Source organism: Actinomadura litoris (genome assembly GCF_009733595.1).
Classification (GTDB): Bacteria; Actinomycetota; Actinomycetes; order Streptosporangiales; family Streptosporangiaceae; genus Spirillospora; species Spirillospora litoris.
Window position 1 is genome coordinate 88570 of the sequence record NZ_WOFH01000013.1, and the last position, 13744, is coordinate 102313.

At 71.0% G+C, this 13744-nt stretch carries 9 protein-coding genes; all 9 read left to right on the forward strand.

Translation table 11 applies throughout. The annotated features are described in order from the left end of the window. Positions 1 to 311: 311 nt before the first annotated feature. The 9 genes from GNZ18_RS31395 (at position 312) to GNZ18_RS31435 (ending at position 13727) form a co-directional block, all read left to right on the forward strand. A complete protein-coding gene (locus GNZ18_RS31395; protein ID WP_156220269.1) occupies positions 312 to 1415 on the forward strand; it encodes a Cas10/Cmr2 second palm domain-containing protein in 1104 nt (367 codons plus the stop codon). Next, positions 1412 to 3772: an RAMP superfamily CRISPR-associated protein gene (locus GNZ18_RS31400; protein WP_156220270.1), complete on the forward strand. Its 2361-nt coding sequence runs from the start codon at positions 1412 to 1414 to the stop codon at positions 3770 to 3772. Before GNZ18_RS31395 ends, GNZ18_RS31400 begins: the two co-directional genes overlap by 4 nt. Further along, a complete protein-coding gene (locus GNZ18_RS31405; RefSeq protein ID WP_156220271.1) occupies positions 3769 to 5349 on the forward strand; it encodes an RAMP superfamily CRISPR-associated protein in 1581 nt (526 codons plus the stop codon). Before GNZ18_RS31400 ends, GNZ18_RS31405 begins: the two co-directional genes overlap by 4 nt. After that, a complete protein-coding gene (gene csx19 / locus GNZ18_RS31410) occupies positions 5346 to 5879 on the forward strand; it encodes a type III-D CRISPR-associated protein Csx19 (RefSeq protein ID WP_156220272.1) in 534 nt (177 codons plus the stop codon). The genes GNZ18_RS31405 and csx19 overlap by 4 nt, the downstream gene beginning before the upstream one ends. Then, positions 5876 to 8056 carry a TIGR03986 family type III CRISPR-associated RAMP protein gene (locus tag GNZ18_RS31415; protein ID WP_156220273.1) on the forward strand — a complete coding sequence of 727 codons (2181 nt, stop codon included), beginning with the start codon at positions 5876 to 5878 and terminating at the stop codon, positions 8054 to 8056. The genes csx19 and GNZ18_RS31415 overlap by 4 nt, the downstream gene beginning before the upstream one ends. Next, on the forward strand, positions 8028 to 10319 hold the full coding sequence (locus GNZ18_RS31420; protein ID WP_156220274.1) for a hypothetical protein: 2292 nt from the start codon (positions 8028 to 8030) through the stop codon (positions 10317 to 10319). The genes GNZ18_RS31415 and GNZ18_RS31420 overlap by 29 nt, the downstream gene beginning before the upstream one ends. A 184-nt stretch (positions 10320 to 10503) precedes the next feature. Beyond that, complete coding sequence (locus GNZ18_RS31425; RefSeq protein ID WP_156220275.1) at positions 10504 to 11556, forward strand: hypothetical protein; 1053 nt, start codon at positions 10504 to 10506, stop codon at positions 11554 to 11556. 667 nt (positions 11557 to 12223) lie between these two features. After that, positions 12224 to 12592: a TetR family transcriptional regulator C-terminal domain-containing protein gene (locus tag GNZ18_RS44115; protein ID WP_376766290.1), complete on the forward strand. Its 369-nt coding sequence runs from the start codon at positions 12224 to 12226 to the stop codon at positions 12590 to 12592. A gap of 658 nt (positions 12593 to 13250) precedes the next feature. After that, positions 13251 to 13727 (forward strand): hypothetical protein, encoded by a 477-nt coding sequence (locus GNZ18_RS31435; protein ID WP_156220277.1) that lies wholly within the window; start codon positions 13251 to 13253, stop codon positions 13725 to 13727. The last annotated feature ends 17 nt before the right edge of the window (positions 13728 to 13744 follow it).

Below are 13744 nucleotides of genomic sequence, written 5' to 3' on the forward strand. Positions count from 1 at the left end.
GGCGGCCGCCTGCGGACGGGCGGCCACTCACGGAACGGCGGCCGCCTGCGGAGGGGCGGCCACTCACGGAACGGCAGTCCCCTGCGGAGGAGCGGCCGCTCGCGGAACGGCAGTCGCCTATGGAGGGGCGGCCGCCTGCGGACGGGCGGCCACTCACGGAACGGCAGTCACCTATGGAGGGGCGGCCGCCTGCGGACGGGCGGCCACTCACGGAACGGCAGTCGCCTGCGGAGGAGCGGCCGCCTGCGGACGGGCGGCCACTCACGGAACGGCGGGCGCTCGCGGAACGGCGGTTGCCTGCGGAGGGGCGGGTGCCTGAGGCTCGGTCGGCGCCGAGCCTGGCGAAACTGCACGCCTTCGATCGGGCGCTGCTGCGGCTGGCGGGCAAGATGGGGCTCTGCGTCGAAGCCGACGACGAGGCGGTGGCGCGTCGCAAGCTCTCCTCGATCGTCGACCATCTGAACCACAAGGCGGAGTGGGTCGCGGTGGTCCATGCCGACGGCAACGGCATGGGGAAGGTGTTCGAGCGCTTCCCGTCCCTCATGGCGGCGCAGGGCGTCAGGCTCGCGGCGGACTACGTACGGAGGTACCGCGCCCTGTCCGAAGGCGTGGACGAGTGCGCACGGGACGCCTTCCGGTCGGCGCTGGAGAAACTGCGCGGCGCCGGATGGTCGGCGGGCACGGACGAACCGCCGGTCCTCCCGCTCGTTCTCGGCGGCGACGACCTCACCGTGGTCTGTGACGGTGAGCTGGCTCTGCGGTTCGCACGCGACTACCTGGAGGGGTTCACCCGGCTGGCCGGCGAGCACGACGCGGTCGGCGGGGTGCTCGAACACGTGGAGGACCTGCGCGGGCTGGGTGCTTGCGCCGGGGTCGCCATCGTGAAGCGCGCCTATCCGTTCCACCGCGCCGTCCATCTGGCCGGCGAGTTGACCGACGAGGCGAAGGTGGTGAAGAAGAAGCTCGGGCAGGACAGGAGCGCCCTGTCGTTCCAGGTCCTCTTCGAGAGCGCGTACGCCGACCTGGAGCGCCTGCGCGAGCAGCAGACCGTCGATGGCGGGGGCACGTGCCTGACCGGGCAGCCCTACGTCGTCGGGGACGGCGGCGATGCCGAGTGGGCGCGGCACCGGCACTGGCGCGACCTGGAAAGACAGGTCGCCGCCCTGACCGCCAGGGAGGACGGAGGCCTCGTCATCTCGGCGGCCCAGGCGCACGAACTGCGGTCCGCCCTGTTCCGTGGACGCGAGGCCGCGCAATCGCGATTCCAGGTGGTCTCCACATGGCTGGGGAAGGACGCGGTGCAGGGGCTCGCCCACGATGGCTCACTGTTCTGGCAGGACGGGAGTACACACCGCACGGGGCTCCTGGACGCGCTGAACGCCGCCCCCTTCCTGCGTTCGAAGGACGCGTCATGAGCCATTCCGTATCGCTGACCTTGCGCATGCTGAGCGACTGGCACATCGGCGCGGGCACCGGGCAGTACGGCCGGCTGAGCCGGCAGGTGCTGAAGGACGAGAAGCACGGGCTGCCGTTCGTCCCGGCGAAGTCCCTCAACGGCGTCTGGCGGGACGGTTGCGAGATCGCCGCACGCGCCCTCGACACCGAGACCGCGACCGGCATCTGGCATTCCTGGGTGGACTACCTGTTCGGCTACCAGCCGGCCTTCCTGAGCGCCGAGGCGGGCGAGACACCGGCGGCACCGGCGCGGCACCCGCGTCCGGCCGCGCTGCGCTATCTGGGTCCGCTCCGCCTTTCCGGCGGACTCGGCCCGGCCATCGCGGGGGACCGGCGCCTGCTCGACGCGGTGACGTTCGTGAAACCCGGTGTCGCGCACGACCCGTCGACCGGCGCGGCCAGGGACGACATGCTGCGCTTCGACGAGATGGCGCGCGGCGGCGTCACGCTGGAAGGCGCGGCGGAGCTCCCGGCCGGGCTTACGGAGGAGGAACTCGGCTGCGCTCGCGCGCTGCTGTGGGCGGGGGCGCGGCTGGTGGAGGGGATCGGCGCGAAGCGGCGCAGGGGGTCGGGCCGGTGCCGTCTCGATCTCGGGGGCGCGGGGCTGCCTCCGAGCGGTGACGATCTCGCGCGCTGGACGGAGAACCCGGTGCCGCCGCCGGACCCCGAAGGCCCGCCGCAACCCGACTCCGCTGGAAGACCGGTGGCGGGCGACGGCTGGGAGCACGTCGTCATGCGCATGACGCTCGACGCACCGCTGCTCGCGCATCACCGCACCGTCGGGAACCTCGTCGAGGGCCGTGACCATGTGCCCGGCTGGATACTGCTGGGGCCGGTGCTGAAGCGGCTCGGCTCGCCCGCCGCCGCCGCGGCGGCGCGCTGCGGCGATCTCGTGGTGACGCCCGCGACCCCGCAGGTGGGCGGGGCGCGGGGGCGACCGGTCCCCCGCGTCTTCGAGCGCGACAAGGAGGACAGGGACGTCTACCTCAACCGCATGGCCGAGGGGCACCCCAAGGGCAGGTCGTTCAAGCGGGTGCGTGAGGGCTATGTCACCGCCGCGCCGAACGTGGCGGTCGAGGCGCCCGAGTTCGTCCTGAGGATGCACAACACGATCGAGGACAGGTCGCAGCGTCCCGCCCAGGCGCTCGGCGGCGTCTACGTCTACCAGGCGCTCAAGCCCGGGACCGTGCTGGTGGCAGAGGTCAGGGCCCGGCGCGGCATCCTGGCCGACGGCTGGTGGACGAGCCTGGAGGGCCGGTGGCAACTGGGGCGGTCCCGCAAGGACGACTACGGCCTTGTGTCCGTCACCGCCGAGCCCGCCGAGCCCGCCGAGCCGGCGTCCGAGGCGGTGCCGATCACGACGGGGGGCCGCCTGAGCGTCTGGCTGCTGTCGGACGTCCTCGTCCGCGACGGCAGGCTCGCGCCGAGCGACGACCCGCGTGACCTCGCCGCTCTCCTCGTCAGAACGTTCGCGGCCGCCGGAGCGGAGGGGGTGAAGCTCGTACCGGTCCTGCACGAGCGCGACCGGACGCCGACCAGCTACGAGGTCGCCCGAACCGATTCCTGGCACCGCAAATGGCGGTTGCCGAGGCCGGTCCTGCTCGGGTTCGCGGCGGGCGGCTGCCTGACCTTCGCGGTGGAGGCGGGCCGCATCGGCGCGGACGTCCTGGCGGAGGTCGAGCGGTCGGGCATCGGCGAGCGGCGCGGCGAGGGCTTCGGCCAGATCCGTATCAACGACCCCCTCCTCATGAACAAGGCGCCGGAAGGCGGCGGCGGGCGGCCGCACGAGCAGCCGGGTCCGGCGGCGCGAAAGCTGCCCACGACCGACCCGGGGCACGCCGGAGCGCGGCTGATCGAGACGGCCGCGTGGCGCGCGGAGATCTGGCGGCTCGCCGAGGAGCGGGCCGCCCGGCCGGACGAGGTGCTCGGCGCGATCGTCGACCTCTCGGCGACCCGGCTGAACGCGCTCCGCCGCCTGTTCGACCACCTCGGCGAGGAGCCGGACGCGCTTGAGGCCCGCGTCGTCCGCCTCACCGGACGGTGGAACGCGCCGCACATCACCACGGCGATCCGCACCCTGCTGGCCAGGCAGGACGTCTGGGAGACGTTGGGATTCGACGATCGGGGCGGCCTGTGCCTGACCGTCGACGGCCCGGACGCCCTCCCCCGCGAGCTGCGAGCGGAGGCCCTGCGCTCGCTGCTCACGGCATGCCTGGCCGCCCACGTCCGCAGGAACGCCCACGCCCGCAGGAACGCGCACGGCCGCGGGGAAGCCGGCACCCGGAAGGAAGCCCGCCCCGAGGAGGCACGCGCATGACCGGACGTCCGATGGACCGGAGGCTCCGCGTGCGCGGCTGGCTGCGCACCCAGACGCCGCTGCACGTGGGCGGTGTCGCGCTCGATCCGGCCGAGGCGCTGCCCGTCGCCGTGGACGGGCAGGACCGCGTCTACGTCCCCGGCACCAGCCTCGCCGGGGTCCTGCGCGACTGGATGCGCGGCGCCGATCCCGAAACTTCACTGCTGGACGACATGTGGGGATACATCCGGGACGGGGAGCCGGACTCCGGCCAGGCCAGCCGGATCGTCGTCCGCGACGCCGTCGTCACCACCACGACCGGGACCGACGGAGACGGAATCCCGAACGAACCCCTCAGACCGCATGCGCTGCCGGTCGTCCACGGCGTCGGCATCGACCGTGTCACCGGCGCCGCCGCCTCGGCCTTCCTGTACGCCCGCACGATCGTCCCGGCCGGGCACTTTCTGTCGTTCGACCTCGACGTCGAGACGACCGGCCACACCCTCGACCGTGACCGCGCCCGCCTGCGCGCCTTGCTGGCCGCCCTGAAGGCCGAGGAGATCGGGGTCGGCGCCGCCAACGGCAGGGGCCTCGGCGTCGTGACGCTGATGGCGTCGCCGCTCGACGTCCACGAACACGACTTCACCGGCCGAGCCGGCCTCCTCGCCTTCCTCGGCGGCGAGCCCGAGGTGTTCGAGGAGTCGCGCGTGGACGCGGGGGCCGCCGCCCTGCCCGCGCGCCGCGAGACGTTGACCGTCCAGCTCCGGTGGAAACCGGACGCGCCCGTCATGGTCCGGGCCGCCGGTGAAGGCGCGGCGATCAAGACGCTGCCGCTGACCACCCGGCTCGGGCCCGACATGCTGAAGCTCACGCTGAGCGGCGGCTCCATCAAGGGCGCCCTCCGCAGCCACGCCGAACTCATCGAACGCACCGCCCGCGGCCTCGACGCCCCGCGCCCTCCGATCGAGGACGCGGCAGGCGACACGGCCGCGCGGCGGCACGCCGAAGCCTTTCTCGAACAGCTCGACGGGCTGGACGCCGTCTGCGTCCTGTTCGGGGCGGCCCGCCGCGAACCGTCCACCCACCCGTGGGGCGCGGGGGCGCTGACCGTCCACGAGTGCGTGAGCGAGACGGTCGTCCCCTCCGAGGTGTGGGACGTCGTGGTGAACGGCGCGCCGGACCCCGACGACGCGAAGGACCTGCCGCCCTCGATCCGCGACGCGCTCGCGGCCCGCGGGCTCGACCAGGCCGACCACGTCGCGATCGACCGCTGGACGGGAGGCGCCGCCGACCACCTGCTGTTCAGCGTCCTCGAACCGCACGGCGTCGACTGGGAGCCGATCCGGCTGACCGTCGATCTCACCCGGCTCGGAGGCCACAGAAATGTGGCCCTGGCGCTGCTCCTGCTGGTCCTGCGAGATCTGGAGCAGCGCCGTGTCCCGCTCGGGGGCATGGTCAACCGGGGTTTCGGCGATGTCGCGATCGAGTCCATCGAGTTCTCCGGCAACGGCTGGACGTCGCGGACCACTCTCGAAGACGCCCTTCGGCACGGCGACATCGCGGCCGCGTGGCGCGAATACGCGGGAGGGGCGCGATGACCGGCACGACCTTGCACGTCGCCGCATGCGACGGCCTCACCTTCACCGAGGCCATGGAAAGCGCACCGGACGGGTTCGCGCTGCTCACCACGCCATGGCGCTATGCGATCGTCACCACCGCCGAAGCACGTCGCTCCACTTTCCAGGGTGTCTTCGAGGCCCGCGCATTCGACGAGCACACCGAACTGCGCTGGCTTCAGGATTCCGGACGCACGGTCCTGCTCACCGAGGACCCGACGGCGTTGCCTCCGTCCTTCACCCCGTGCGATCCGGTGAACGCCGCCGGAACCGTGGACGGCGGCTACCTGCTGTGGGGGAAGGCCGTCATGACGTCGGACGGCTGGACGACGCTCACCACGGAACGCATCGGCAGCCTGCGCGTTCCAGGCGAATTCGGCCGAGGCGACCGCGTGGAGTTGACGACCCGCGAGTACATCGCCCACGACAGCGCGCACGGCAACGCCTACATCGCCGAAGAACGCCTGCTGTCCTTCGAAGTCTCAGAACCGCTGCGCGGAGGGAAGGTATGACCGAGGCAAGGCCGCCCAAGCCCAGCGATGTCTTCTTCCGCAGAAAGCCCGTCGGAGGATCACAGCCGCCGAGGGCCAGGAAGGCGCCCACCAAGAAGGCACGTGCGACGCCGTCCGCCAAACCCGATCCGCGCGGACGCGGAGAGCCGTTCCTCAACCCCTACACCTTCGTCCCCGCCTTCTCCCGCGAGGGTATGACGGGTTCCTTCGCCGACGCCGTCCCGCAGGGCGCCGACCGGCTGCACGAGGAGAACTGGACGGGCACGATCGGCGTCCGGCTCACCGTCCGAACACCCTTGCTGCTACTCGACACAGCCCGCGCCCACAACACGCCGGGCGCCGAGGAAGGACACCTCACCTACCCGGTACTGCTGCGCGACGGCCGCCCTCATCTACCGGCCACCGCGCTCAAGGGAATGCTGCGCACCGCTTACGAGGCGATCACCAACAGCCGGTTCGGTGTGTTCAACGGCCACGACGACCCGCTGGGCTGGCGGCGAATCGCCGACGACGCGCGCTACATGCGCCCGGTCCGCGTCGGCGCCGACGGCAGAACACTGGAGTTCTGGGGCGCCGTCAAGCTCTCCTCCTACCGGGACAGGCCCGGCCCCCGGTATTCGCCGAAACGGCCCCCGGAACACGGCGATCGCGTCTGGGTCAAGACGAGGCGCGGCAAGAACACCGAAGAGGTCACCGACATCAGGCCGTACTCCGGCAGCAGACCCGGCGGCTGGGTGGAGGGGTATGTATTCATCACCGGCCAGAACGCGGAGAAGAAGCTTGATGAGCGGGTCTTCATCAAACAGAATCCGAACCGGGTCAAGCTGACCGACGAGCTCCGGGAACGCTGGGACGCTCTCATGGAGCACCATCGCCGACATGAGCAGGACATCGAGACCGGCGGCGAACTCGACATCAGCCCCCACCGGAACAACGAAGACCGGCGCAGGCTCACACCGGGGACCTTCTGCTGGGCGTACATGCCCACAGGGCGAATCGAGGCGCTCTATCCGGTCATGATCCCGCGCGACCTCGCCAGTGCGAGTCCGGCCGAACTGGTTCCGCCCAAGGTGGAGCCCGCCCCCTCTTTCCGAGACCTGTCCCCGGCCGACCGCGTGTTCGGCTGGGTCGCGCAGGAGGGATCCGGCACCCGTCCGGCCGCGTACCGGGGCAGGGTGCGCGTCAACGGCGTCACCTGCGTCACCGCCCCCGGCCAGGCCGTCAGACGGTTCCCGGGAGACGGGCTGCCGCTGTCGATCCTCGCCCAGCCGAAACCCACCCAGGGCCGCTTCTACCTCTCCGAGAGCGCCGCCGAACCGGACCGGCCGATCAAAGACGGCACGCCCAAGAACGAGGTGCACCGCGACCCCGACCGTGCCCTCCGCGGACGCAAGGTCTACTGGCATCATCGGCGGGCGGCGACGGCCGAGTCCTACTGGAATGAGACCGAATCGACGGGCGACCCCACGCAGGAACTCATCGACGGCGAACTGTATCGGGAGTACCGGCGGCCGAACGCGCCCGCCGACGAACGCCTCACGCGCGACGGGACGGCGTTCCAGACGACCGGCGAGCCGCAGCGCGACAAGCAGAACCGCTCCGTGCGCGGCTGGATCGCCGAGGGCACCGAGTTCACCTTCGGCATCGGCGTCCGCGACATTCCCGAGGTGGAACTGGGCGCCCTGCTCTGGCTGCTGACACTCGGCGACGACCACCACCACCGCCTCGGCCTCGGCAAACCGCTCGGGTTCGGCAGCGTCCGCCTCTCCCTGGACCCGAGGGAAACGAAACTCCACACCGGCGCGCAATGGTCGGAGTACTATCGCGACCTCGCGGGAGAGCTCCCCGACCCGTCCGCCGAAACCGTGGTGGAGAACTGCGTCCGGGCCTTCGAGCGGGAAGCGGCGAACCAGCCGGGGTTCGCCACGATCGAAGGCGCGTTCCGCGCGGCCGCGCAGGGCAGAGCCGATCTCCCCGTCCACTACCCCCGTGCGCGTCCCAAGGGCCTACGGGCACCGCGCACACCCCCGAATCCCGCCGGAGAGTCATACGCCTGGTTCACCGCCAACGAGAAGGTCAAGGACGGAAGCGTCGCCCCAGACCGAGGCCGCTCCCTCCCCTCCGCGGGCGACCCCCGAGGCCGCGATCTTGACGTCCACGACGAAGAGAGTTCCTGAGCCGGACGCGGCGCCGCTGCTGATCCACCCGATCGGCGGCGGCGACCTCGGCCGGCCCCCGCTCGCGACGACCCCCGGCCCGATCGACTTCCACGGAAGCGCCGGCGACCGCAGACCCCTGCGCAAGGTCTTCGACGGCCTCGCCGAGACCGGCACCGACATCAGCGGCCTGCTCATCATCGCGACCACGAACACCCACAATTTCTCGCGCCGCCCCTTCGCGGAACACGCGCGGCACATGAAGGAACTCCTGTGCTCCGCCGACGGCCTCTGCGGCCGCACGTTCGCCCGCGACAGGCTCCACATCGTCCAGGTCGCCGAGCCCACCGTCCGGCACGGCGTCGATTCGCTCAAACCCGTGCTCACCGCGCTCGCCCCCGGCGAATGCCTGCTGACCTCGGGGGCCGGCTCCTACGCCCTCGGCGCCGGGGTCCTGCTCGCGGGCATCGAGACGGGTGTGCCGATGACCCTGCTGCCGGTGGACGATCCGTCCGCCGCCTACCGGCTCCGCGACCTGATCGACCCGCATGACACGCTTCGCGACTGGCTGCTCCGGCATCGCTTCTGGGACGAACTCGCCACGGTCGACCCGTCGAACGCGGACCTCTGGCGGCTCCTCGCCGCCCGCCAGCGCGCCGACATCAGCCTGGCCGAGGGCATCGTCCCCGGCATGGACGCGGGGGCGCTCACCAAGTTCCGCGAACTGTGGCCGACCGTCCAGGCCGCCTTCTTCGAGCGTCTCGCGCGAGGCGAGGCCATCGACCACGCCCTGCTCCGCACGTGGTTCACCCAGCGGATCAGCAAGCCGTCCCGCAAAGAGGACGCCGCGGTCTCCGCATCGGCACGACGACTACTGCAAGAACTCGCGAGAAAGCTGAGCGACCCGGAGCGCCACGGCGGCGCCGCTCTGATCGGAGAAGCACGCCGCAGGCTCTCGCCCATCCCCCGAACGCACCACGCGGCCCTGGTGGGCGACGCGCAGTTCATCAGCCTTTTCGAGGACAGCGCCAAGCACCAAGCGCACCTCGCCCCGCCCGAGGCGCGCCGCCTGCCCGGCTCGCTGCTCGCGAACGCCGACCAGTGGGAGAAGGCCGACCCGGTGCCCGGCCTGGTGAAACAACGGGGCATGACGGCATGGCCCGTCCTCGGGTCGGGCGACGTCCTCGTCCTGATGTGCGTCGGGAAGACCCCCGCGGACGACCCGGCCGACAGGGACGGGCACGCCGCCGTCCACAAGGTCATGGACTGGGCGTCCCACCGCTGCGGCGCCCTCGCCCGGCCCGGCCGGATCAGGCTGCGCCTGCTCGCCAGCGGCGAGACGATGGAGCGCGCCCGGTCCTGGGTGACGCTCGCCCGCGCCACCGCACCCGCCGGCAGCCTCGACGCCGCGGCCCTCGGCCCCTTCTCCACCGAGCCGGGCGACGCCGCCGCGATCAACGCCGCCCTCCTCGCCGCGCTCGGCGAGGCCGAACCGACCGGCCGGTACGGCTCGACCAGCCTCCGGGACGTGGACGAGGTCCTGCTCGTCATCAACTCCGGAAAGCCGGTCGCGGTCAACGGCATGGTCGCCGCGGGCGTGCAGTGGTCCCTGAACGCCGCCTGCCCGCTGCGCGTCGCCGAACTCGGCCGCGACCGGGCGCTGCGCACGGTGCTCAACGAGGCCGGCCTCGCCCTCTGCCGCCTCGGCATGGACGCCCGCCTCGCCCGGCTCGCCTCGTCGGCCGTCCGCCGCCTCGACACACGCACCGCCTGGCAACTCCTCGACACCGGCTCACCGGCCCTCGCCGCCGCCCGCGACACGGCAGCCCGGCTCCACCACGACCTGTACGGCCACGCGGCGCCGACCACGAACATGGACACCCGCCGCGAAATGGCCCGCCGACGCCTCGAACTGATCGCGCACGTCCTGGCGGACGAGCCATGGCCGGCCTGCTACACAGCCGTGGAGGTGCTCCGCCCGGGTCTCTTCGACTGGGACGCATGGAAATCCCTGAGGCAACGCCTCACACCGCTCGCAAGACTGAACGCCTACCGCAACGAGACCCCCTACGCGCACCTGCTCGACAGACTCCGCGAAGAACAACTCGGCCGGGGTACACGAAGACCGTCGAAGAAGCCACCCGCCCCCGAGGCGGTCCTCGAAGAGCTACGTCGAGCCATCGACGCACTCGACCGGCCACGCAGCGACCCGGGCCCGGTGCTCGTCGCCGACTACACACGCCTCCGCTCCCAACTCGAAGAACTGGGAGCGGACGCCCGGTGATCACGCACGGCCCCGGATCCGGTAAGCCGCTTGACGTTAACGGAGGGTCACTCCGATACTGGTGAGCGTTCGACGGCTGCGGCCGAAGAGCGTTTCGAGGCCCTCGCGCCTCCTGAGGAAGACCGGGTCCCCGGATTCATGTCCGTGGGACGGCCGGTCTGTTCGGACTACCTCAGGAGGTTCCGTGCGGCCCCTCTCCCACCTGGCCCACCCCGATGGCGACATCGCGTTCGACGCGTTCCACGCCTTCATCGCCCCGGCGCTGCGCGCGGCAGCGCGCGGACCACTGCTCCGGGCAAGGCATGCCGGCCGTGCCTGCGGCGCGCCGACCGGGTCGAGGTGGTGCGCCGACTGCGAGGCGACGGCCGACGACCTGCTCATGGCGAGCTTCAAGCGGCTGCGTTCCGCCCTGGACAAGGTCCCGGCGACCCGCGCGGGGCGGCCCGTCCGAGAAATGGCCCTGCTGGGGGAACACCTGCTGTCAGCAGACGCACAGGGTCAGGACTCCAGCGCGTGGGCGCCCAGGCTTCGGGAAGCGGGGAACATCGCCGAACCCGCGTGGCTGCGGGCCGCACGGGCGCAACTCGTCCACTACCCGTTGCGGCATCTGGAGGCGCAGACGCGACGCGCGGACGCGGTTCGCCGGGGCGCGGCGGCGCGTCCGGACCGGGACCTGCGCCAGGCGGTCTGGGCCGCCCCGTTGCGTGAGGATCCCGCGGGTCTGGAGATGCTCATCATGGTGGTGTTCCGCATACGCCGCAGGGTCTCCGACCCGTTCCAAGTACCGGACGACCTGCGGGAACGCCACGGCCTGACGCACGCGGAGGCGTCCCGGCGCATGGGAAGGGCGCTGTCCGCCCTCCGCACGGCCAACCCGGGCTTCTTCGCCGCCAACATCGAGGAGCCGGTGAACATCGAGCCTCCCACAGACCCGCAGGACGCCTTCGCAGCGGACCGGCTCCATGCCCGCGCGACGCTGACCCGCCTGCTCACAACCCGCGCAGACGAGCCCGACCCGCACGCGACGCGCCGCAGAACGTACCGGAAGGTCACCACCGCCGTATGCGCGATCGGTATCGGCCACCAGGCCGACCCGGTCGCCGTGGCGACCCAGGACCTGGGCCTCGCACCAGAGCCGGCCGGACGGATGGTGCGCCGCCTCGCGCTCCTGGTCGCCACCGCGGGCGTGGACTGGACGGACCGGGTAGCGGAGTTCGCCGACACGTCCGTCCGATGACCGACGTCCGCACACGGCCTCCCGTACTCGACGACGGCACACCTCAGAAGACCAGTGCCGACCACGAAGCCGCCGATCTCAGCTCGAACGGCCAGAACTCGGCGCACCGCAGGTGTAGATTTCAGCACCACACCGGGCCCAACAGCACAACCAAAGGCTCGCTGCAAAACCCGCTCCAACCCGCCCCCTCTCCCCCGAACAGACGTACAGCTTTACCGTGGGCTCCTCATCGCCCCTACCAGGGTTCGCAACCCGGTGTCGATCGGCTCGTCCCACACGTCCTTCGCGTCCTCATCGCCCCTACGAGGGTTCGCAACAACGAGACGATGTTGCCGTCGTATCCCTCGACTCGTGTCTTCATCGCCCCTGCCAGGGTTCGCAACCGATCTTGCTGAGACTCACGAGAGCGTCCCCGAGATTGGGCCTCATCGCCCCCACCTGGGGTTCGCAGCCTCCACCCTCGGACGTCTACGTGGAAGTCCTGGAGCGTCTGCGGTCGCCGGTGTCAGCAAGCAGGCCATGTACAGCGACTTACGGGGTCCTGGAGTTGGCCGAGGCCGAGCGGGTCGCACTATTGCGGTGCGGCTATCGCGAACCGTTCCGGCTTCACGAGTCGCAGCTCCGCATCAGGATCGCCGAGCTTAACCGCCATCCCGAGTTGCAGCGAATGTGGCGGGACAGTGAGGGTTCCGCCGCCCATAAAGGGCTGGCCGAGTATTCGGTCGGATGCGCTCAGGACGGTCGGCTCGACGTGCCCGCTCCTGGTCGCGGTGCCCGCCAGTTCCTCCTGCTCCTTGGCGGCGAGTCCGGGTTCGGCTCGCAGCCGCTCCCACTTCGGCAGCAGCGAGACCACGGATTTGATCCTGCGCGCTCACCGTCCGCGATAGGGGAGCAGGGCACGCGAAGGGTCTCGTCCCGACACGACGGGAGCCGCGCCCCCGGCCGCCATGGGGGTTCGAATCGCCCCCGCCAGGGCCCGCGGCTCCTCCTCATCCGCCTTGGCGAAGGTCGGCAGGGAGGAGGGCCTCGGTGGTGAGCGCCGAGCGGGCGGGTGCGTGCACGGATAGTGATCGATTCAGGACTTGTCGTCAATGGAACTGTGCCATTCGGGACAGCCCACGTAAATATGCAGTGGCTGACACTTCTAACCGCCAAGGTATTCAACGGTCGGCGCCGTCGGATTTGGGCGCCGAACCGCTCGGCGCGGAAAGCCGCCTCGGCCAGGAACAGGGCGGGGAACAGCGGAAACACCGCTCAGCGTGCGTCGCCGATGACGTCGCGGAGACTCATCGGTAGGGCTCCGCCCTGATTCTCCGCTTCCGATGATGATCAAGGAACGGCCATCATCGGTTATGATCTTGATCAGAGGCGGGCGCGTTCGGCGCGGCGCCGCCCGCCTCAGGCATGTTCGGCGCAAAAAGACCCCCGAGGAGAGGACAGCGCCGCGAAAGCGCCGCTGCCTGGCCATCAGGGGCGCGCCACTCGCCCTTCATCCGCTGCACATACGTCGCGACCATCGCGCTACCCACACATCTCATTGGAATGCCTGGATAAGTCGGCGTGCCCGGATGTGATCCAGCTATCGATCCGTCGTCAACGGCATAGCCGACTTCCGCGCGCCCAATTTCTCATGAAAGGTGCAAGAGTTGCCTCGCAACATTCATAAAAGGCTGCTGGTAGGGGCCGTTCTGGGCGTGACCACCCTGTCCTTGACGGGGCTCGGTACTGCCGCGTCGGCCGCGACGCCAGCCCCGGCGGACGGCGGCCAGGCGATTGCCGCCGGCGGGCCGCAGCGGGCGCAGCGCGCCGGCGTCGAGGCACCCGTGCTGGCCGGAGACGTCACGTACTTCAGGACCAGGGGCGACAACCCACACATCACGCGCGGGGAGGTGTCGGTCCACGGCTGGTGGGAGAAGATCTCCGGCAAGGCCACCAAGGCGAAGGTCACCGTCTGGCTCCAGGCGCACAAGGGCGCGAAGTGGAAGACGGTCGCCACGGGCAAGCGCACCGTCGGTCCGGGGAGCAGCAAGCGAGCGAACGCGCGGGAAAAGTGCAAGAATCGTACGACCAAGGTCAAGTTCCGTACCGTGGTCGATGTCGACATCATCGGTTACACCGACGGTCCAGAAAAGTGGTACTCCAATGGCTTCACCCTTAAGTGCAAGGTCTGACGCCGAACCCTTGTCGA